The sequence below is a fragment of the Desertivibrio insolitus genome (assembly GCF_017355965.1).
Lineage (GTDB): Bacteria > Actinomycetota > Actinomycetes > Actinomycetales > Microbacteriaceae > JAFIQW01.
This window is the reverse complement of sequence record NZ_JAFIQW010000004.1, coordinates 1-21,128: the sequence shown is the minus strand read 5'-3', so window position 1 is coordinate 21,128 and position 21,128 is coordinate 1. Positions and strand designations below refer to the sequence as shown.

Annotated in this window: 13 protein-coding genes and 1 rRNA gene; 4 read left to right on the top strand and 10 right to left on the bottom strand. The window is 72.1% G+C overall.

The annotated features are described in order from the left end of the window. Positions 1-65: 65 nt before the first annotated feature. From JUB10_RS09580 to JUB10_RS09545, 8 genes are all read right to left on the bottom strand, one after another. Complete coding sequence (locus JUB10_RS09580; RefSeq protein WP_207456123.1) at positions 66-1,925, bottom strand: double zinc ribbon domain-containing protein; 1,860 nt, start codon at positions 1,923-1,925, stop codon at positions 66-68. Continuing rightward, a complete protein-coding gene (locus JUB10_RS09575) occupies positions 1,922-4,297 on the bottom strand; it encodes a transglutaminase domain-containing protein (protein WP_242682441.1) in 2,376 nt (791 codons plus the stop codon). Before JUB10_RS09575 ends, JUB10_RS09580 begins: the two co-directional genes overlap by 4 nt. Beyond that, positions 4,294-5,712 (bottom strand): DUF58 domain-containing protein, encoded by a 1,419-nt coding sequence (locus JUB10_RS09570; RefSeq protein ID WP_307859178.1) that lies wholly within the window; start codon positions 5,710-5,712, stop codon positions 4,294-4,296. The genes JUB10_RS09575 and JUB10_RS09570 overlap by 4 nt, the downstream gene beginning before the upstream one ends. After that, positions 5,709-6,680 carry an AAA family ATPase gene (locus tag JUB10_RS09565; RefSeq protein ID WP_207456121.1) on the bottom strand — a complete coding sequence of 324 codons (972 nt, stop codon included), beginning with the start codon at positions 6,678-6,680 and terminating at the stop codon, positions 5,709-5,711. The genes JUB10_RS09570 and JUB10_RS09565 overlap by 4 nt, the downstream gene beginning before the upstream one ends. Before the next feature lie 26 nt (positions 6,681-6,706). Beyond that, the gene (locus JUB10_RS09560; RefSeq protein WP_207456119.1) at positions 6,707-12,643 is read right to left on the bottom strand and encodes an Ig-like domain-containing protein; all 5,937 of its coding nucleotides are present in this window, start codon (positions 12,641-12,643) and stop codon (positions 6,707-6,709) included. Continuing rightward, positions 12,640-14,070, bottom strand: a complete 1,431-nt coding sequence (locus tag JUB10_RS09555) for a serine/threonine-protein kinase (RefSeq protein WP_207456117.1) — start codon at positions 14,068-14,070, stop codon at positions 12,640-12,642. Before JUB10_RS09555 ends, JUB10_RS09560 begins: the two co-directional genes overlap by 4 nt. A 92-nt stretch (positions 14,071-14,162) precedes the next feature. Next, positions 14,163-15,002 carry a PP2C family protein-serine/threonine phosphatase gene (locus JUB10_RS09550; protein ID WP_207456112.1) on the bottom strand — a complete coding sequence of 280 codons (840 nt, stop codon included), beginning with the start codon at positions 15,000-15,002 and terminating at the stop codon, positions 14,163-14,165. Positions 15,003-15,007: 5 nt separating this feature from the next. Further along, positions 15,008-15,580: an FHA domain-containing protein gene (locus tag JUB10_RS09545; protein WP_307859177.1), complete on the bottom strand. Its 573-nt coding sequence runs from the start codon at positions 15,578-15,580 to the stop codon at positions 15,008-15,010. A gap of 220 nt (positions 15,581-15,800) precedes the next feature. Between JUB10_RS09545 and JUB10_RS09540 the strand changes: the two genes are divergently transcribed. The 3 genes from JUB10_RS09540 to JUB10_RS09530 are packed head-to-tail and all read left to right on the top strand — an operon-like array spanning position 15,801 to position 19,040. Then, positions 15,801-16,268 (top strand): Lrp/AsnC family transcriptional regulator, encoded by a 468-nt coding sequence (locus JUB10_RS09540; protein WP_207456111.1) that lies wholly within the window; start codon positions 15,801-15,803, stop codon positions 16,266-16,268. A 13-nt stretch (positions 16,269-16,281) separates the two neighbouring features. Beyond that, complete coding sequence (locus tag JUB10_RS09535; RefSeq protein WP_207456109.1) at positions 16,282-17,691, top strand: aspartate aminotransferase family protein; 1,410 nt, start codon at positions 16,282-16,284, stop codon at positions 17,689-17,691. Further along, on the top strand, positions 17,676-19,040 hold the full coding sequence (locus JUB10_RS09530; protein WP_307859176.1) for an NAD(P)/FAD-dependent oxidoreductase: 1,365 nt from the start codon (positions 17,676-17,678) through the stop codon (positions 19,038-19,040). Before JUB10_RS09535 ends, JUB10_RS09530 begins: the two co-directional genes overlap by 16 nt. Before the next feature lie 88 nt (positions 19,041-19,128). On the opposite strand, the gene JUB10_RS09525 is transcribed toward JUB10_RS09530, so the two are convergent. Continuing rightward, the gene (locus JUB10_RS09525; protein ID WP_207456108.1) at positions 19,129-20,085 is read right to left on the bottom strand and encodes an aldo/keto reductase; all 957 of its coding nucleotides are present in this window, start codon (positions 20,083-20,085) and stop codon (positions 19,129-19,131) included. Positions 20,086-20,179: 94 nt separating this feature from the next. On the opposite strand from JUB10_RS09525, the gene JUB10_RS09520 reads away from it, so the two are divergent. Beyond that, positions 20,180-20,800, top strand: coding sequence for a DNA-3-methyladenine glycosylase I (locus tag JUB10_RS09520; RefSeq protein ID WP_207456107.1), 621 nt, complete (start codon positions 20,180-20,182; stop codon positions 20,798-20,800). Between the two features lie 245 nt (positions 20,801-21,045). Here the strand turns inward: JUB10_RS09520 and rrf are convergent. Further along, positions 21,046-21,128 (bottom strand): 5S ribosomal RNA (gene rrf, locus JUB10_RS09515); the annotation flags it as partial.

The window sequence follows — 21,128 nt, the reverse complement described above, 5'->3', positions numbered from 1 at the left end:
AGCGGAGGCCGGACGTGGATCTGCGGGCGAGCCCGATCCGACGACGGCTGTGGACGGACCGCCGCTCAGCTCAGGACGACGAACTGCTCGCCGATCTCGATGCGGGCGCCGCGGGAGACGCGGTAACGCTTGCCGGGGTCGCAGCGGCGCGGCGCGGCATCCGGCTCCCGGAGGATCGTGCCGTTGCCGCTGAAGCGGTCGCTGATCCAGAAGACCCCGGACTCCTGCCCGAACTCGAGGTGCGTCTTCGACACGGACTTGCCCGGGTCGAGGATGCGCACGAGCTGATCGAAGTACTCCCCCGGTTGCGGTTGAGGGTTCCGGCCGACGAGCCCTGTGCCGAACGTGGTGACGCTCTCGCCGGTGCTGAACTGCAGCACGAAGCGGGTGCCGCCGAGCGGGCGTGCGCCCGTGATCCGCGTGGACTCGAGGTCCTCCTCGTCCTCGTCCTGCGCCCAGTCACCTGCGGGGGCGGGTGTCCGGCCCGCGGTGATCGGCACACCACCGGTCGGTGTCGGCGGCTGCGGTGCCGGCGCGGGGGGCGCGACGGGAAGCGGAGGCACGGCGGACAGGGGGGCCTGCGGCACGGGGGCGGGAGGCGGCGACCCGGCGGCGGGCGGCGCGACGGGGGCCGGCGGCGCAACGGGAGCCGAGGCCGACACGAGGGGTACCGACCCGGTCGCGACCTGGGGCGGCGCGCCAGCGGCTCCCCCTCCCCGCGAGCCCGGCGGCAGGTCTATCGGCCCGGTGGGGATGCGGGCGGGGGCGGGCGCCTCGGCAGGCTCGACGAGCGCGGGCGGCCCTCCGGGCGGAGCGGGCGCCACCGGCACCGACCCCGTCGCCGTCGTGGGCGCAAGGGGTGCGGATTCAGCGGCGGACGCAGCAGGGGCGGGAGCGGCTTCCGGCTGCGGTTCGTGGGTGGCGAGCGGTTCAGGCATCCGCTCGTGGGCGGTGAGCGGCTCCGGCATCCGCTCGTCGGCGGAGTAGATGACGCCGTCGCCCTCCGCCCCGAACGGAGCCGAGGCGGACTCGAGCTCCTCCTCGGTCACGCGGGGTGGCGGGATGATCGAGATCGGAGGCGAGTACGGGGAGACGGTCGGCGCGGGCGCGTGCTCGGGCAGCGCCACGAGGAACGAGGCGGGTGGAATGCCGGCGCCGCTCACGGGCTCGGCGTCGACCACGACGGGCGTCGACCGTGTCACCGGGGCGGCCTCGGCGGGCGTGGACCGTGTGACCGGGGCGGGCTCAACCGGCGGGAGATCCTCGAGGTCCGCGGCCGGCAGGAGAGCCGTGGGGTCGTCGTAGACGGAGCGCTCGGACACCTCGTCGACAGGAGCTTCGTCCGCCGAGGCAGCGTCGACGCCCGGAGGCGGCGGAGTCGCGGCGGACACCGAGGGCGCCGGCACCGCGGAGGCGGGCGGCGGCACGGGCACGGCACCCGTCTGCGGCGGAAGCACCGGCACGGGCGGGATCTGGCGCAGCGCCGACGCGGGGGCGGAGCCCGGTGCGGAGCCGACCGGGGGCACGACCGGTCGCGGTGCGAGCGGCACCGGCGGAGGCGTCGCGCCGGCTGGCGCGACCGGAGCCGAGGGCGGCACCGTCGAGCTGAGACGCGGCGGCGGAGCCCAGCCCTGCGCGGACGGGGCGGGCGCGGACGGCACGGACGCGAACAGCGGCATCGCGCCCGCGGCCCCTGGCAGCCCGGCGGGCGCGTCGGCGCGACGGGCGACGCCCCGGGCGACGAAACCGCAGTCGCCGCAGAAGATCTCCTCGGGGTTCATCGCGGCGCCGCACTGCCCGCACACGAGCTGCGCCGGGCGCGACTGCTCCGGCACCGGCGCCTTGCGCGCGGTCACCTCGTGGCCGCACTCGCCGCAGAACAGCGCTCCGTCGGGCAGCGCGGTTCCGCACTGGACACACGTCATCGCGGTCCCCTCCCTCGAAGTCTGCCGGAACTATAACCCTGCATCGATCGCAGCGAGACGCGTGCCTTGAGGCGCTGCCACCGTGTCAGCCCCTTGTCGAGCGACTTCCGCAGCTCGTCGACCGCGTGCCACACCCGGTCGGCCTCCTTCTGCGTCGGTGTCGCAGGCGCGAAGGTCGCCCGGTCGGCGACGGATGCCAGGAGCGCCGGCTGCACCCCGCCGACGGCGGACGCCACCTCGCTGCGGGTCGCCGTCGCGGGCACGTCGATGCCGTGGTCGGTGACCGCGTCGCGGAACTCGCTCCAGCCGCCGTGGATCCGCTCCTGCGGGGAGCCGCGCTTACGGCGCCGGTGGCGGCGGCGCGCCTTCGCCCCGATGACCGCCAGGAACGGGGAGAGCAGGATCATCGCGACGAGGAGCACCGAGCCCGCGATCGTCGCGACGCGGAGGAGCACCTCGAGCAGCACGTTCGGCTCCTCGGGGTCCTCGCGGCGGGTCTCGGGCGGGGTCTGGTCGTCGAGCTGCTCCGGATCCTCGGGGGGCGGCGGCACCACGGACTGCGGGCGCGACACCTGCGTCGGGTCGTCGGGCTGCTCCTCGGGAATGGGGCGGTCGTCGGGGGTGGCGTCCAGCGCGACCCAGCCGTACTGCGCCGTGTCGACCTCGACCCATGCGCTGATGTCGTCGCCCGTGACATCCGTGCCGCCGGCGGTGATGTCCTCGGCTGCCGGCGCGAATCCGAAGACGACGCGCGAGGGGAAGCCCAGCTCGGTGGCCATGAGCGCGGCCGCGACGGCGTACTGCTCGCCGTCGCCGAGCATGAGCGGCGAGCTCAGCAGTTCCGTGATGCGGTCGGCGCCGTGACCCGAGCGGCTGTACGGCTCGTCGTCGTCGAGGCCGTGGCTGACGTAGCCGTTCTCGCGCAACCCCGCGAGCATCGCGACGAGCCGGGGGCCCGACCCGTCGATGCCGCGGGTCCAGCCGGCCAGGGCGACGTCGAGCTCCTCCGGCAGCACGGCGGGCTGCGGCACGCGTGCGCTGCCCGGCGACAGCTCCGGGTACTCCTGCTCGGTGGGCTGGTCGGGGCGCACGCTCTCGAGCCGGTAGCCGTCGCCGGAGCCGAGTCCGTCGAGCACCGCGGCCGTGCCGCTGACGTCGTTGTAGTAGAACGCGTCGGCGAGGCGCGCGGAGCCGGCGCCGGTGAACTCGATGCTCTCCAGCAGGCCGAGGGTCGGCACCCAGACCCCGCCGTACTCCCCCACCGTCACGTCGAGCGTCGCCTGCTCGCCGCCGGTCTCCGACTGATCGAGGCGGTAGGGCACGCGGGTGAAGGACCCGGAGGCGCTGTCGACCTGGTCGCTGCCGACGGAGTACACGACCCCGTCGTACGTGTCGAGGGTCGCGATGCGGAGGCGGTCGCCGGGCTGCAGCCCGTCGACCGTCAGCATCGTGGCGCCGGCGGCCTCGCCCTGCAGGTAGGAGCGGAACCCGCTGAGCGGGCTCGGGTACTCGCGGGGGTCGAACGGCTGCTCGACCGCGCTCCGCAGCACCTCGCGATCGGACCGCGGCGGCAGGGCGGTGACGGCGGCGACCCCGGCACCCGCGGCGATCGCGAGGAGCAGCAGCGCGCTGAGCGGCGCCCGGAGGGCTGCGACGCCGCGGTCGCGTTCCGGCTGCCAGGCGCGACCCTCGGCGGTCGCGGCGGAGCGCTGCAGTCGGTCGATGCTCTCCCGCCGCCGGTGCGTCCGCCACCACACGAGCCAGAGCAGGCAGGCGGCGAGCATCGCGAGCGCGGACGCGAGCGGCATGAACTCCGTCTCCGGGCCAAGGGCGGTACCGGCGAGGAAGAGCAGGACGGGCGGGATCACCGCGAGTTCGCCGCGCCGCGCGCGGAGGGCGACGCTGAGGCTGATCACGACGCTCAGCAGGATCAGGAGGAACGCCGGAACGAGGAGGGCCTGGTAGTCGCCGACGGGGAGGCTGATGGTGAGCAGCTGCTTCCAGCCGAGGGCGACGCCGAGGGCGAGGTCGCGCAGGCCGCCGGCGGTCGGCAGCACCCCGAAGAGAGCCGAGCCAGGCACGGCGAGCGGCACCCCGAGCAGCAGGAACGCGACGAGGCAGGCGAGCAGCATCACGATGCTGGTCAGCCGGAAGTACGCGCCGGTCACGGCGATCGCGGCCGCGACGAGTCCGGTGACCACGGCCATGACGACGAAGCTCGAGTCGGCGTAGATCGGCCAGAAGGTCGCCGCCGCGATCGCGTTGGTCACGAGCGCGCCGACGAGCCCGGCGATCAGCCGGCGCGCGGGCAGCCGCGACTCGCGCAGGCGTGGCCGGAGCGTGGGGGCGGAAGCCGCGGCGACGCCGCTCATGCCGCGCTCGCTCTCGCCAGGGCCTTCTGCAGGTCCTCGAGGTACCCGATCGTCAGCACGGTGAGTCCCTGGGTGCGGCGGAGCCCGGGCACCGCCTCGGGGTCGCAGACGATGGCGACGACCTCGACGCCGAGGGGGAAGGAGTTCGCCGCCGCGCGGAGGGCCGCGGGCGGGGTCGGCGAGCCGCAGACGAGGAACGCGACCGAGATGCCGCTCACCTGCTCGCCGCTCACCCGTGCGACGTCCTGGATCGAGAGCGCCGACTCGGCGTGCTCGACGACCGCGAGCTCGTCGAGCAGCCGCGCGGGGCTCGTCGTGCGCAGCCGGCGCACCTCGAACACCTTGCGCTTGGCGAACTCGGGCGTGCGCCCGCTGACGACGGCCGTCAGGTCGCGGCCGTCGCGGATCGCGCGCACACCGAGCGACCCGGCGGCGCTGACCGCGAGCTCGAGCTCCTCCTCGGTGGCGTAGTCGCCGCTCGCGAGGCTGAGGGCGACGACGAGGTGGCTGCGCCGCGTCTCCTCGAACTGACGGACCATGTAGGTGCCGGTGCGGGCGGTGGATTTCCAGTGGATGTGACGCCGCTCGTCGCCCGGAACGTACTCGCGGAGGGCGTGGAAGGACACGTCGCTCGTCGTGAGGTCCCGCGTCGGGCTGCCCTCGAGGTCGCGGATGAGCCCGGTCGACGTGGACGGGATCGCGATCGTCCGCGGATGCACGAAGAGCTGCTCGGCGCCCGTCCAGACCAGTTCGCGCCGCACGAGCCCGAGTGGATCGGCTCGGACGGTGCGGACGGGTCCCACGGGCACGACGCCGCGGCGCACGGTGGGCACGACGAACTCGTGCTCGAAGGAGGCGCCCGAGCGCAGGCCCGGCATGGCGATCTCCGCGAGCCCGCGCCCGACGGGGATCTCGATCTTGACGCCGAGGAGGCGCCGGTGCGTCGGGTTCGAGACGCGGATGACGCCGGTGGCCCGCTCCCCCACCACCACACGCTGGTGCGCCACCGCGAGCGTCACGTCGAAGGCGTTCCGGCCGACCAGGTACACCGCGGCGACCGCGAGCAGCACGACACCGGCGAACCCGACGACGAGCAGCTCCCGCCAGCCGAACGCGTAGCCGGCGAGGAGGGCGAGCGGCACGATCGCGAGCATCGACCAGCCGAGGGCGGTGACCACGGCGGACATCCGCTCGAAGCCGATCCGGACGACGCGGCGCAGCTCGCGCCACGCCTTGACGATCGCGACGAGAGCGTCGGCGGCGAAGCCGGTGCGGTTGCCCACGATGCGCGTGCGCGCGTTCGTCAGGCCCTGCGTGCCCGTAGAGAAGGCGCTGTCGAAGCGCGAACTCGTGCGGGTCGTCGCGCGGGTCGCGCCGCGGGTGCGCGGCCTCGACCTGCTGTCGGTGTCCGTCACACGGCCTGCCGTTCGCTGGGCGGCGGCGTCTCGAGCAGCACCTGCCCGAGCAGCCCGGACGCGGTGACGCCGTCGAACTCGGCCTCGGGGTCGAGCACGAGGCGGTGCGCGAGCACGGGCTCGGCGAGCTGCTTGATGTCGTCGGGCACCACGTAGTGGCGGCCGTTCGCGGCCGCGAGCGTCTTCGCGGTGCGCACGAGCGCGAGCGCACCGCGCACGCTCGCGCCGAGGCGCACCTCGGTGGCGGTGCGGGTGGCCTCGACGAGGCGGGAGACGTAGTCGTTGATGGACGGGTCGACGTGCACGCTTCGCGCCATCCGCCCCATCTCGACGACGACGTCCTGCGTGATTATCGGCGGCAGCGTCACGTCGTGCGCCTTCTGGCCGGCGCCCTCGAGGATGCGAAGGGTCGAGGCGTGGTCGGGGTAGCCGATCGAGGTCTTCATGAGGAAGCGGTCGAGCTGCGCCTCGGGCAGTCGGTACGTGCCGGCCTGCTCGATGGGGTTCTGCGTCGCGATGACCATGAACGGCGGCTGCACGGGGTGGGTGATGCCGTCGACGGTGACGTGGCCCTCCTCCATGACCTCGAGCAGCGCCGACTGCGTTTTGGGGCTGGCTCGGTTGATCTCGTCGGCGAGCACGATGTTCGAGAAGACCGGTCCGCGGTGGAACTCGAACTCCCCCGACTTCTGGTCGTAGATCGTCACGCCGGTGATGTCGCCGGGTAGCAGGTCGGGGGTGAATTGGATGCGAGTCGTCGAGCCCTGCACGCTCTGGGAGATGGCGCGGGCGAGCGAGGTCTTGCCGGTGCCCGGGTAGTCCTCGAGCAGGAGGTGGCCCTCGCTCAGCAGCGCGGTGAAGGACAGCCGGATGACGAAGGTCTTGCCCAGCAGCACCTGCTCTACGTTCGCGACGAGTCGGCCGAAGATGTCGGAGAACCAGGTGGCCTGTTCCGGGGTCATGGTCACGGGGTCGATCTCTTTCTCTTCTTCGTTCAGGGCCGGAGGTCGACGGGCCCGTAGGTCTGGCCGTTCGCGGTCACGCGCATTTGCAGGCTGGGCGGCACAGGGAGGTCCAGCACGCTCTCGCCCACGCACGAGCCGCTCTGCCCCATCGGCTGCCATCCCGCGCGCTGCGGGTCGGCCGGTGGCTCGCACTTGTACTCGACCGTGTCGTAACCGTCCCTGCCGTCGGGCGCCGCTCCCTGTGGCAGGCCCAACCAGTTGTAGACGATGCGGCCGTCCTCGCGAGTCTCCCTCGTCACCGACACGCCGTTGAGGCTCACCGGGGTGGGCAGCGCGACCTCACCGGACCACGGACCGACGCTCGTGAATCCGCCGGGGTAGGTCTCGACGGCCCGCACGCGGACCCTGAGCTCGGCGACGCCGTACTGTGCCCCACCGGCGAGCAGGAACTGGTTGCGGTCCGTGAGCGGCTGCGGCGAGGAGTTCACCCCGAGCAGCTCGTACTCGAAGGAGACGCTGCTGTCGTCACCGCCCTGCTTCGCGTAGTCCCAGTTCGAGATGCGGGCGTCCCAGGTGTTGGTGCCGCTGGAGTCGGGCCGGTCGCCGGTCCGCACGTTCGTGACCGCGACGCTCGGGGCCCGCGGCGTCGCCGCCGCCACGTTCGACATCGTGCAGCCCTGGCCGTTGTAGGCGAACACCACGAACTGGTAGTCGGTGTTGCGCTGCAGCCCGGTGAAGGTGTGATCTGTCGCGGTGCCGACGGAGGCGAACTGCGAGCCCGGGCCGCCGAAGTCGACGCGCGGGTCGGATGTCCCGACGCCGGTGACGCGGCAGCTGTACGGGTTGCTGCCGGTGTACCAGCCCACGAAGTAGTTCGTGATCGCGCGTCCGTTGTTCGAGAACCCGTTCGGCCACGACACGGTCGCCGTGTTGGTGCCGTCGGTCGAGGCCGAAGCTCCCGTGCCGTTCGTGTTGACGGGCGCACCGGCGGGCGTCGCCTGCTGCGGCGGAGACGCGTTCCACGTGCCGGTCGGATTGAACACGTCGTTTCGCGCGCTGACCGTGAAGGTCACGGGAGCGCCGTTGGAGAGCCCGCTGATCGTGGTCGCACACGTCTCGGCGCTGCAGTTGACCCGCCCCGACTCCCGGCCGTTGTAGGTGACCACGTAGTGGGTGGCGTTGGACCCGGCGTTCTGCTCGGGGCGCGACCAGGAGAGCGCCAGGCCGCCGTCGACGGGGAACGCCTGCACGTTGCGCGGCGCGCCGGGCACGACGTCCGACCACACCTCGGCGCTCACCGCGGTCTCGGAGAGCCCGATCGCGTTCTGCGCGGCGACGGAGACCCGCACGGCGTTGCCGGGCCCGTTGCCCGGCGTCGCGATCGTGCAGGAGGTGGTCGGGCAATTCTGGGTGGAGCGGACAGATCCGTCGCGGCCGAGCAGCGTGACGACGTAGCCGGTGATGGCCGAGTTGTTCGCCTGCGGCGCGTTCCAGCGCATCGTGACCGAGCGATCGCCGACGGCGGTGAGCGCGAGGTTGGTCGGCACCTCAGGCACGTCCTGCACGCTGATCGTCACGGCACCCCAGACGTAGCGGTCGGGGTCGCCGGTGACGTCGGCCACCTGGTACTGCAGCGTCGTGTTGACCGGCGCCGCGGCATCCGCCACCGAGACGGTCAGCTCGGAATCGTTCGGACGCACGGTCACCCCGGCGGGGAGAGAGGCGCCCTCGAGGCCGCGGATGTCGACGACCCGGAGCGGCTCGCCGGGGAACGGGTTCGTCGCGCCGTCGTTGGCAAGCACGTCGACGACCGTCGTCGTGCCGCGGGGGGCGATGGCGGAGTCGGGGGCGGGCTGGGCGAGCGGACGCGTCGACGGCACGATCGTCACCTGGACGCGGCCCGCGGTCCCCTCGTTGGTCGCGTCGGAGACGCCGAGGACGATGTTCGTCGTCGTGCCCTTCGGCACCCCCTCGTCCGCGCGCACGGTGAGGGTCTGCCCCTCCAGCGAGTAGCTGAGCCCTGTCGGCTGCGGGTCGAAAACCCGGTAGCTCAGCTCGTCGAGGTCGTCCGGGTACGGGTAGGTGGTGAGGCGGGTGAGCTGGAACTCGCGCTCCTGGCCCGGCTCGAGGTCGACGACCGCGCCGCTGAAGACCGGCGGCTGGTTGTCGCGCGGGGTCACAGTGATCGGCAGCACGAGGGTCGCGACCCGGCCGTCCGGGTCGTCCGCCGACTCGCCGTCGGTCACCTCGAACGAGATCGAGGCCGGGCCGAAGTAGAGGTCGGCCGAGGTGAACCGCAGAGTGTCGGCGTCGACGACGAGATCCTCGCCGTTGCTGTGAGTCGCGCTGACGGTGGTCGACCCGGTGATCCGAACGGGGCGGTCGCCGACGGCCACGACGTAGTCGTTGAGCTCGATCGTCAGCGTCTCCTCGCTGATGACCGTCAGCGGCTCGGCGCCCCGATCGAGCTGCGGGAGCGCGTCGTCGAGACCGGGCACGCGGATGAACGCGTACGACACGATCGACGGGTCCTCGGGGTGCGTCACGGAGAACGGGATGATCTGCGACTGGTCGCGCACGGTGACCGAGATGGTCTTGTCGGCGTTGACCTCCGCCGTGCCGCCGTAGCCGGGCAGCACGGCGAGCCCGAGCTCGTTGACCTCGCCCTCGGCGAAGAACACGTTGGCGAGCACGTCGACCTCGACGACCTCGCGGTCGAGGATGTCGGAGAGGCTCAGCACGGCGTCATCCGCCTCGGGATAGGCCAGCGGCGCGTCGGGATCGACGACGACGGTGACGAAGTTCGAGCTCGTGCCGCCGAAGGCGTTCTCGATCGAGTAGATGAGGCCGTACTCGCCGGCCTCGAGAGGCGGGGTGATCCGCACGATGTCGTCGACGATCTCCGCCTCGACGCCCTCGCTCGTCGGCTCGACCGACGTCACCGTCAAGGCGCTGCCGTCGGGGTCGGAGTCGTTCGCGAGCACCTGGACGAAGACGCTGCCGCCTGGGCGCACTGTCGCCGTGTCCGGGTTCGCGACGGGATTGCGCACCCCCTCGGGCCGCGGGCTGATGCCGACGCGCACGGTGCCGGTCGCGCGGGCGCCGAGCCCGTCGACGACGGAGTAGGTGAAGGTGTCGGTGCCGGCGGAGTAGCTGCCCGCCTGGTACTCGATGTAGTCGCTGCCGACCTCGACCACGCTGCCGAGCTCGGGGTTGGTCTCCTGGCCGAGCAGCTGCACCGAGTCGCCGTCGGGGTCGATGCCCGTGAGCGGAATGGGGATCCGCACGGTCTCCCCCGCGATCACGCGGGAGGTGACCCGGGTGGGCACGGGGGCGTTGTTCGTCGCGGCGTCCGCCTCGCGCACGGAGATGCGCACGGTGCCGTCGGCCGTCTGCCCGTCCGGACCCTGCACGGTGTAGATCGCGGTGAAGTCGCCGGTCTCGGCGGGCGCGAGGTAGCGCAGCACGTTGCCGGAGGCGAAGATCAGGCCGCCCTCCCCGCCGAGGCCCTGCGCGAGTTCCTGGCGCAGGGTGAGCTGTTCGCCGTCGGGGTGCTCGTCGTTGGCGATCACCGGGATGTCGATCGCGTCGCCGACGCGCACCGTGACCTCGTCGTCGGTGGCGATCGGCGGTTGCAGCGTTCCGGGCCGCGGGATCTCGATAACGGTGATGGTGCCCGTGGACGAGGCGAGCCCGTTGGTCACGGTGTAGTTGAAGACGACCGGCCCGGCGTCGAGCGGTCCGGTCAGGGTGACGCGGACGGTGCGCTGGTCGAGCACCTCGGCCTGGACACCGCTCGCCTCGGGCACGTTGAACAGCTCGGTCACGAGCAGCACGCCGCCCGCGGGATCGATGTCGCTGCCGGCGACGTCGATCGTGTCGCTCGTGAGCGTCTTGACGAACACCGTCTTCGGGATCGTGATCGGCGCCGCGTTCGCGTTCGGCGGCGCCTCGACGACGACGCGCACGATGCCGGTGACGGTCTGGTCGCCGTCGGTGACGGTGTACTCGAGGATGTGGTCGCGCACCTCGGTCGAGGTGAACGTGAAGGTGCCGGCCTCGTAGCTCGGCACGATCGTCGCGCCGGGCTTCGCGGGCACGCCGTTGAGGCGGAGCACGCCGGTGCCGCCGCGCACGTGGTCGAGCGGGCGCACGGTGACGTCCTGCCCCGCGTAGGCGGGCACGACGAACGGGTCGGCGATGATGTCGACCTCGCCGGCGGGGCGCACCGTCATCGACAGCGTGCCGGCGCCCTGCGCCGTGCCGTCGCTCACGACGAGGGCGACGTCCTTCAGCTCGCCGCCCTCACCCGCGTCGGAGAAGGTGACCGTGCCGTCCGGCTCGAAGCTCGCCGCGTCGGGCGACGCCGCCGACGCGCTGGTCAGGTAGAAGGGGTCGCCGTCGGGGTCGACGAAGTCGCCGAGCACGTTCGTCGTGACCCGGTTGCCCGACTGCACGATCGACTTCGACGGCCGGGCCTGGTACGGCGGCGAGTTCTCCTCGGGCTGCCGCACGGTAACGGTCGCCGTCGCGGTCGCGGAGCCTCCCCGGCCGTCGGTGATCGTGTAGACGACGGGCACGGTTCCGGATGCCTCGGGCGTCAGCGTCAGCTGGATCTGCTGGCGGTTGCTGATGAGGTCGATCCGCCCGACCTCGTCGGAGACGGGCGACACCTCGGAGATGACGAGGGCGTCGCCGTTGGCGTCGTAGTCGTTGAGCAGCACCGGCAGCGTGGTCGAGCGACCGGGACGGGCGCCGAACTCGTCGTCGATCGCGACGGGCGGCACCTGGGCGGTCTCGAACTCCGGCGGAGTGTCCTGCTCGTTCTCCTCGAGCTGCTCCTCGTCCTCGTCGACGACGATGAGGTCGTCCCAGTTGTCGATCAGCGCGCCGCCGCGCTGCACGGCCCAGGACGCGCCGGCGAGGCGGTCGTTGAGCACGACGCGGTCGTCGTTGACGGCGAAGGCGAGGGTCGCGCCGGCGGGCATGTCGGCGAGCTGCCCGACCGCTCCCCCGGCGGGGTCGCCCGAGCAGCGCGTCCACCAGGACCCGTCCGACCACCCGGCGTAGGTGCAGCCGTCGACGCGTGCGGGAGCGGCGGGCGTTCCCGAACGGTCGTCGCTCAGGACGGTCGGCTCGCCTCCGCCGACGGGCACGCTGACGAGGCCGCCGGTGTGCGCCACGAGCACGGCGTCGCCCTGGGCGGAGGCGCGCTGCGGCACGGCATCCGCGTCGCCCCCGATCGCGCCGGAGAGGTCGGTCTCGGTGCCGTCGGCGTACAGCACCGCGTCGTCGACGTCGAGCACGGCCCAGCGCCCGGCGACGGAGGTGATGACGTGCTCGTCCTGCGGGTCGGCCAGTTCGACGGTGCTCGTCTGAGCCACCGTGTCGGCTCGCGCCGCGTCGACCCGGTACACCTCGCCCTGCTCTGCGGAGAGCGCGAAGAGGGTGCCCTCGTCGTCGACGCTGACCTCGACGGCGGAGCCGAGCTCGAGGTCGGGCTCGCTCTCGGCGTCGAACACCGCGAGCTCGGCGAGCGGCTGGATCCAGAGCTCACCCGTGCCCGTCGCGACGACGACCGCGCGGTCGCCGGCGAGGAACACCTCGGGCGACTCCGGCGGCAGCGGCACGGACTCCGCGACGGTGCTCGTGGCGGGGTCGACGACGTCGAGGCTCGCGTTGCCGCGATCGACAGCGAGCACTGTGGCGCCGCGCTGCACGAGCTCGACGTCGGCGCTCGTGGACTGCAGGGCGGTGTTGAGCTCGAGCACCTCGGTGTTGGCGCGGCCGATGTACTGCCGCTCGCCGTTGCCGACCCAGACCGAGGCGTCGTCGAGGTCCATCCGCTGGGCCGTGTAGCCCTCCGACGTGACCGCGATGCCCGCGACGACCGCGCCGATCAGCACGGAGCTCGCGACCGTCGCCGCGAGCGACTTCCGCGCGGCGATCCACGTCCGGAGCGTCACTGCGGCACGTCCACGCACTTCTCGCCGCTGCGCTCGCCGGTCTCGCCGTTCCGGTTGACCGTCACGGTCAGGCAGACCCGCTCACCGGGGGCGGCGTCCACGGTGAAGCTCGTCGCGGACTGGATGCTCGTGGCACCGTCGCTCATCTGCACGTAGTACGCGTCGTCGCCGGCGATGCCCGGATCGCTCCAGCTGAACTGCACGCTCGTGCCCTCGATCGAGGTGGCGATGTCGGTGACCCGCGGGATCCCCTCGTCGCCGGCGCTTCCGCTGCGGATCAGCACGAACGTCGCGGTCGCGCCGAGCGCGACGACGGCGACGGCGGCCGCGACGAGGCTCCACGCGAGGGCCCGCATGCCCCTGCCGGCGACGGCGGGCGTCGTTCCGGTGCTGCGGGCGCCGCCCGAGTGCTTGAGCAGCGTGCCGACGGCGCTGTAGTCGCCGCCCTGCACGGCGCGACGGCGTCGTCGCCGGGCGGGTCCGGATGCCGCGCCGGAGCCGACCGCGCGCACGCGCGTCTTGTCCTCGAGGTCGCCGACCGTCGCGAGAGCCCAGTCGTCCATCGCGACCTCGACCGCCGTCTGCGGCAGGCCCAGCTCGGTCTCGACGGCCTGCAGCTCCCGCACCAGCTCGAGGATGCTCGACGGCCGGTTCTCCGGCTTCCGGGACATCCCGCGGGCGAGCGCGCGCTCGAGCGACTGCGGCACGTCGGGCCGGCCGAGCGGCGGCAGCTTCGCCTTGTTGATCCGCTGGATGAGGTCGTGCGACGTGTTCGACTCCCCCGGCACCTCGAACGGGCTGCGCCCGGCGAGCAGGGAGTACACGGTGGCCGCGAGCGACCAGACCTCCGACTCGATCGTGCCGGCGGTCTCGTCCATGAGCACCTCGGGCGCCGACCACGGGATCGAGAGCCCGACGGCCTGGCTGCCGTCGCTCTCGGCGAGGGTCGCGGCGATGCCGAAGTCGCTGAGCACGGGGTGCCCGTACGCCGTCAGCAGGATGTTCGAGGGCTTGATGTCGCGGTGCAGCACGCCCTGCCGGTGCGCGGTCTCGATCGCGCTGCCGATCTTGACGCCGATACGGAGCACCTCGGCGACGGGCAGCCGCTCGCGCCGGTAGCGCTCGGAGAGCGACGCGGAGCACAGCTCCATGACGAGGTAGGGCCGACCGTCGGCCGACACGCTCGCCTGGAACACGGTGAGGATCGACGGGTGCGAGCTCAGCTGGGCCATGAGGTTGGCCTCGGCCTGGAACATCTGTCGCACCTGGTCGTTGACGACCTCGCTCAGCATCACCTTCACGGCGACCTGACGGCGAGGCATGTTCTGCTCGTACAGGAAGACGTCCGCGAACCCGCCGGATCCGAGTACATGCAGGTACGAGAAACCGGGAAGGCTCGGGGGCTGCGAAGGCAGTCGCCGCGCCATGCTCACTCCCTACACTCGCCAGCGTTCGCGCAATTGTAGGCAGAGGCCTGCGCTCAGCCCGGTTCATTCCCCCCTAACGGGGGGCGCGAGTCTCAGGCGCCGCTTGCACCTCGGTTGCGCGGGATCGTGTCGTCGAGCTCGGCCTCGCCGGCGTACTCGATCACGTCGACGATGACCGCGGTGACGTTGTCCCGACCGCCGGCGGCGAGCGCCGCGTCGATGAGGGCGTGCGCCGTGTCGACCGCGTCGAGCCCGGATGCCAGGTAGCGGGCGATCCGGTCGTCGCTGACCTCCTTGGTCAGCCCGTCGGAGCAGACCAGCAGGCGCAGGTTCGGCCGGATCGGCAGCATCCAGTAGTCCGGCTGGGGCTCGGCGTTGAAGCCGACCGCGCGCGTGATGACGTTCGAGTCGGGGTGGTGCTCGGCCTCCTGCTCGGAGATGAGCCCGGCGTCGACGAGTTCCTGCACGACGGAGTGGTCGACGGTGACGCGGGTGAGGTCGCCCTGATCGTAGAGGTAGGTGCGGGAGTCGCCGATGTTGAAGATCGCGAAGTAGGGCTCTCCGGCGTGCACCGTGAGGGCGGCACCGGTGACCGTCGTGCCGACGCCCATCGGCAGGTCGCCGGCGAGGCGCTCGATGTCGTCGGTGGCGGCGCGCAGCGACGCGTCGATCGAGTCGGGCTCGGTGAAGTCCGAGCGCGAGATCTCGCCGAGGCGCGAGACGACGGCGCCCGAGGCGATGTCGCCGGCCGCGTGGCCGCCCATGCCGTCGGCGACGGCGAAGACGGGAGGCTGCGCGATGAAGCTGTCCTCGTTCTGCTGACGCCGGCGGCCGGTGTCGGTGGCGGCGGCCCACGACAGCCGCAGCGTCACGTCGGGGCGTCCGGGCAGCAGGACGCGCCGTTCAGCGTCGCGGTCGCCGATCTCAGTCACTCAGGTCAGGCCTTTCCGGGGTGCCGCTCCGGCTGCAGCCGGGCGGCGGGGAGGATCTCGAGCAGGTTGCCGTCGCCGATGTCGATCAGGGTGCCGGGCACCACAACGACGGAGTCCCCTTGACGCAGTGCGACGGGTGGACGCCCGGGCGGCGAGACGACGCTACCGTTCGTCGAGCGAAGATCGGTGATCACCACGGTCGTTCCCTGCTGTCGGATCTCGAGATGCGACGACGAGACCTCCTGCCCGGGACTCGGCACGGCGACGAGCAGGGGCGTCTCGCGCCCCGGCACGCGCGGGGGCGACGGCCGCCGCCCGACGACGACGGGCGCCGTGAGCTCGACCGCGGGGCCGCGGTTGACCTGCAGCCGGTAGCGGCCGGTCACGGCGGGGGCGTGGGCGACCGGCGGGCGCCGGGTCGGGGCGACGGATGCCGCGGGGCCGCGCGCCGGGTCATCCGGAACCCGGTCGGCGACGGTCCGGCCGACGAGCACGGTGTCGCCGTCGAGGAGGTCGTCGGGAAGCGCCGGCGTGGCACGCGGAGGGACGATGACGGTGTCGTCGTCCGTCTCCCCCACTCCTTCATTATGCGCGCTGGCGCGACGGCCGCCGACGCGCACGCGAGTCGCCCTTCGCGGCAAGGCCTTGCCTCGCGGCCCGCGGACGTGCTGACTGGAGGGGACGCCTCCGGGCGGGCGTGCCGTCTCGCGCCTCGACAGCAACAGGATCCGTAGCAGTTCGGCGTGTTTCGCTACGGAATCGCTTGTCGCGCGCGCTCTTCACTGTCAGAATGCCTGCGTGACGAACTCCCACAAGCCCGTCTCGCTCGACGACGTGTCGAAGGCCATCATCGAGCAGCTGCAGGAGGACGGCCGCCGCTCCTACGCCGAGATCGGCAAGGCGGTCGGTCTCAGCGAGGCCGCCGTGCGGCAGCGCGTGCAGAAGCTGACGGATGCCGGCGTGATGCAGGTCGTCGCAGTGACCGACCCGATGCAGCTCGGCTTCTACCGGCAGGCGATGATCGGCGTGCGGGTCACGGGAGACACGACGAAGGTCGCGCAGGCGCTCGGCAGCCTGCCGAGCGTGGACTACGTCGTGCTGACGGCGGGGAGCTTCGACATCCTCGCCGAGGTCGTCTGCGAAAACGACGACGACCTGATCGAACTGCTCAACCGCGAGATCCGCGCGATCGAGGGTGTGCAGTCCACAGAGACCTTCGTGTACCTCCGACTGCACAAGCAGTTCTACAACTGGGGCACGCGGTGAGTAGGGAAGAACGATGACGACGACGGAACAGCCCGTGACGACCCTCGGCGGCAGCGAGGGACTGCAGCAGAAGGCGAAGGACCATCTCTGGATGCACTTCGCCCGGCAGTCGGTGATGGAGTCCCCCGAGGGCGTGCCCATCATCGTGAAGGGCGAGGGACACCACATCTTCGACTCGAAGGGGCGTCGCTACCTCGACGGACTCGCGGGGCTGTTCGTGGTCAACGCGGGGCACGGACGCCGCCGCCTGGCCGAGACCGCCGCGCGGCAGGCCGAGCAGCTCGCCTTCTTCCCCATCTGGTCGTACGCCCACCCGTCGGCGATCGAGCTCGCGGACCGCCTCGCGGACTACGCGCCCGGCGACCTGAACCGGGTGTTCTTCTCCACGGGCGGCGGCGAGGCCGTCGAGACGGCCTTCAAGCTCGCCAAGTACTACTGGAAGCTCCAGGGCCGCCCGATGAAGCACAAGGTCATCTCGCGCTCCGTCGCGTATCACGGCACCCCTCAGGGCGCCCTCGCGATCACGGGCATCCCGGCGATGAAGCAGATGTTCGAGCCCATCGTTCCCGGGGGCTTCCGTGTGCCGAACACCAACTTCTACCGCGCCGCCGAGATGGGCGGCCCCGCGGACGACCTCGAGGCCTTCGGCCTCTGGGCGGCGAACCGCATCGAGGAGCAGATCCTCTTCGAGGGCCCGGAGACCGTCGCGGCGGTCTTCCTCGAGCCCGTGCAGAACTCCGGCGGCTGCTTCCCGCCGCCCCCCGGCTACTTCAAGCGCGTGCGCGAGATCTGCGACCAGTACGACGTGCTGCTCGTCAGCGACGAGGTCATCTGCGCGTTCGGCCGCATCGGCGAGATGTTCGCCTGCAACGCCTACGACTACGTGCCCGACATGATCACGTGCGCGAAGGCCCTGACGAGCGGATACTCCCCGATCGGCGCCACGATCGTGAGCGACCGTATCTACGAGCCCTTCCGCCACGGCGACACGGCGTTCTACCACGGCTACACATTTGGCGGGCACCCGGTGTCGGCCGCCGTCGCTCTCGAGAATCTCGACATCTTCGAGGAGGAGGGCCTCAACGAGCGCGTCAAGGAGAACTCCCCGATCTTCCGCTCGACGCTCGAGAAGCTGCTCGATCTGCCGATCGTCGGCGACGTGCGCGGCGACGGCTACTTCTTCGGCATCGAGCTCGTGAAGGACAAGGCGACGAAGGAGACGTTCACCGACGACGAGTCGGAGCGGCTGCTGCGCGGCTTCCTGTCGAAGGCGCTGTTCGACGCGGGCCTTTACTGCCGCGCCGACGACCGGGGCGACCCCGTCATCCAGCTCGCGCCGCCGCTGACGATGGGTCCGGCCGAGTTCGACGAGATCGAGGGCATCCTCCGCTCCGTGCTGACCGAGGCGTGGACGCACCTCTGAGTCCCGGCGCCAGGGCCAGGGCGCTGAGCTTCTGGCACGAGACCGTGCCAGACGACCTCACGCCCCGGCCCCCGCTCGCCGGCGACACCGATGCGGACGTCGCGATCGTCGGCGCCGGTCTCACGGGCCTCTGGACAGCGCACTACCTCCTCGAGCGGGACCCCTCACTGCGGGTCCTGCTCCTGGAGCGCGAGATCGCGGGATTCGGGGCGTCCGGCCGCAACGGCGGCTGGTGCAGCGCCCTGTTCCCCCGGTCGACCGGCTCCCTCGCCCGCACGCACGGTCCCGCCCAGGCGGTGCGGATGCGCCGCGCGATGATCGACACGGTCGACGAGGTGGGCCGCGAGGCATCCGCCCTCGGCATCGACTGCGACTACCTGAAGGCAGGGACCGTCGCGTTCGCCCGGACGCCCGCGCAGCAGCGCCTGGCCCGGGCCGACGTCGCGGATGCCGCGGCGTGGGGCGTCGACGACATCGCTTTCACCCGGCTGCCGACCGGCGAGAGGGTCGTGCTCGACGCGAACTGCGCGCGAGTGCATCCGGCGAAGCTCGTGCGCGGTCTGGCGCGGGCAGTCGAGGCCCGAGGCGCCCGGATCGCGGAGGGCACCCGCGTCATCGAGTACTCCCCGGGGCGGGTGCGGACCGAGCGCGGCACGGTGACGGCGCCGCTCGTCGTGGACGCGAGCGAGGGGTACGGGTCGCAGCTGCCGAGCGGGCAGCGGCGCGTGCTGCCTCTGTACTCCCTCATGATCGCGACCGAGCCACTGCCTGCGGAGGTGTGGGACGAGCTCGGCATCGCACCGGGCCAGACCTTCACCGATCATCGGCACCTGCTCGTCTACGGCCAGCGCACCGCCGACGACCGGATCGCCTTCGGCGGCCGCGGCGCGCGGTACCACTGGGGCTCGAGCATCCGGAGCGAATACGACCGGGTCGACCGCGTGTTCGAGCATCTGCGCGAGGCGCTCCGCCGGTTGTTCCCCGCGCTCGGCGACGTCGCGATCACGCACCGCTGGGGCGGACCGCTCGGGGTGCCTCGCGACTGGCACGCGTCGGTGCGCTTCGATCCGGCGACCGGACTCGCGGGTGCGGGCGGCTACGTCGGCGACGGCCTCAGCACCACGAATCTCGCGGGCCGTACGCTCGCCGACCTGCTGACCGGCACCGACTCCGAGCTCACGACGCTGCCGTGGGTGAACCACCGCTCGCCGCAGTGGGAGCCAGAGCCGCTGCGCTTCCTCGGCGCGAACGCGGGGCTCGCGGCGATGACCGTCGCCGACGTCGAGGAGCGTCTGACCGGGCGGCCCTCGCTCGCGGCGCGCGTGATGGGCCCGCTCATCGGGCACTGACCCCGGCACCTGCACGGCGGATACGAGCGACGCGCCGCACGCGGTGTGCGGAGCCGGCGCGTCGCCCGTGTCGTCCGTGCGAGGCGGATCAGCGCGGGAAGAACCCCGAGATCGTCGCGACCTCGTCGGGGCTCGGCCGCCAGGCATCCGCGGCCTCGGCGTTCTGCCGCACCTGCTCGGGCTTCGTCGCTCCGGCGATGACGCTCGAGAGGTTCGGCTGCGCGAGCAGCCAGGCGAAGGTCGCCTGCAGCATCGTGACGCCGCGCTCGTCGCAGAACGCCTGGTACGCCTCCATCGCGTCCCAGTCGGCGTTCTCGGCGATGTGCGGGCGCTGACGCGCGATGCGCGAGTCCTCGGGCCGTTCGTTACGGCTGAACTTGCCGGTGAACAGGCCGTTCGCGAGCGGGAAGTAGGGCAGGAAGCCGAGCCCGAACGCGCGGACGGCGGGCAGCACCTCGTCCTCGGCGCCGCGCGCGATCAGGCTGTACTCGTTCTGGGCCGAGACGAAGGCCGGATGTCCCGCGGCGCGCGCGACGTGGTCGGCGTCGGCGATCTGCCAGCCAGCGAAGTTCGAGTGGCCGTAGTAGCGGATCTTGCCCTCGCGCACGAGGTCGTCGAGGGCGTCGAGCGTCTCCTCGATCGGGGTGTTCGGGTCGGGCGTGTGCAGCTGGTAGAGGTCGATCCACTCGGTGCCGAGGCGCGTGAGGGAGCCCTCGACGGCGAGGCGGATGTAGCGCCGCGACGCCCTGGCACCCCAGCTCGGCAGCGGGGAGTCGTAGTCAGTGTGACCGAACTTGGTGGCGAGCACGACCTCGTCGCGGCGGGTCTTGAGCACCCCGGCCATCATCGACTCGCTGCGCCCGTACTGGTAGCCGTAGATGTCCGCCGTGTCGAGCAGCGTGATGCCGGCGTCGAGGGCGGCGTGCAGCACCTCGTTCGTGCCCTCCTGCGTCTCGGTTCGGGTGCCGGGGCGCCCGAAGTTGTTGCAGCCGAGGCCGATGGTCGAGACGCGGAGGCCGGAGCGGCCGAGTGAGCGGTAGTCCATGGTCCTATCCTCCCAAGCCGCGGGGAGGCCGCGGTTCTCCCCCTAGGCGGCGCCGACGGCGACGACATCCGATCCCGGGGCTAGCGTGACCCATATGACAGCACTTCCCGCTCCCCCACCGGCCGCGCGTCCCGCCGTGATCGAGGGCGACGACGGCCGCAGCCGCTGCGCCTGGGCAGCCGCTGATGCCGAGTACCGGCGCTACCACGACGAGGAGTGGGGCGTGCCGCTGCACGGAGACCGAGCCATTCTCGAGAAGCTGTGCCTCGAGGGGTTCCAGGCCGGACTGTCCTGGATCACGATCCTCCGGCGCCGGCCGGCGTTCCGGGAGGTCTTCCACGACTTCGAGCCCGAGAAGGTCGCGGCGATGACCGCCGACGACGTCGACCGCCTGATGACGGATGCGCGGATCATCCGCAACCGCGCGAAGATCGAGGCCACGATCGGCAACGCGAGGGCGACACTCGAGCTGACGCGCGAGGCGCCGGGCGCGCTCGACGCGCTCGTGTGGAGCTTCGCCCCGCCACGCCAGGACCGGCCGAAGCAGTGGGCGGACGTGCCCGCCGTCACACCGGAGTCGACGGCGCTCAGCAAGGAGCTGAGGAAGCGCGGCTTCCGGTTCGTCGGGCCGACCACCGTGTATGCCCTCATGCAGTCCGGCGGGCTCGTCGACGACCACCTCGAGGGCTGCTGGAAAGCGACGTCGGGCGACTGAGACTTCCGCCACACGGGAGGTGCGCGACGCGGGGCCGAACGGGCACCGCGAGCCGATTGGCGTTGTCCTGCGCAGTGCAAGGTTCAGGTCGACCGGGCGCGGCACGCGCCTAGGAACACGGGCGCCGCTCAGCGATCGCCGCGTCCACCGACGTCTGTGGCTGGGTGGTTAAACAGGTGATGCCCACCCTCGTACCCGGTCACCGTCTGTGGTGTCAGGGTACGGGGGTGGGCATCGTAAAGGATGTCCGGCGGTGTCCTACTCTCCCACGAGGTCTCCCTCGCAGTACCATCGGCGCTGCAGGTCTTAGCTTCCGGGTTCGGAATGT

What these genes read in the sequence shown, in the direction of transcription:
- JUB10_RS09535 (WP_207456109.1), top strand. Translation starts at nt 16,282, where the DNA reads ATGACGACGACGGAACAGCCCGTGACGACCCTCGGCGGCAGCGAGGGA.
- JUB10_RS09525 (WP_207456108.1), bottom strand. Translation starts at nt 20,085, where the DNA reads ATGGACTACCGCTCACTCGGCCGCTCCGGCCTCCGCGTCTCGACCATC.
- JUB10_RS09555 (WP_207456117.1), bottom strand. Translation starts at nt 14,070, where the DNA reads ATGGCGCGGCGACTGCCTTCGCAGCCCCCGAGCCTTCCCGGTTTCTCG.
- JUB10_RS09575 (WP_242682441.1), bottom strand. Translation starts at nt 4,297, where the DNA reads ATGAGCGGCGTCGCCGCGGCTTCCGCCCCCACGCTCCGGCCACGCCTG.
- JUB10_RS09580 (WP_207456123.1), bottom strand. Translation starts at nt 1,925, where the DNA reads ATGACGTGTGTCCAGTGCGGAACCGCGCTGCCCGACGGAGCGCTGTTC.
- JUB10_RS09520 (WP_207456107.1), top strand. Translation starts at nt 20,180, where the DNA reads ATGACAGCACTTCCCGCTCCCCCACCGGCCGCGCGTCCCGCCGTGATC.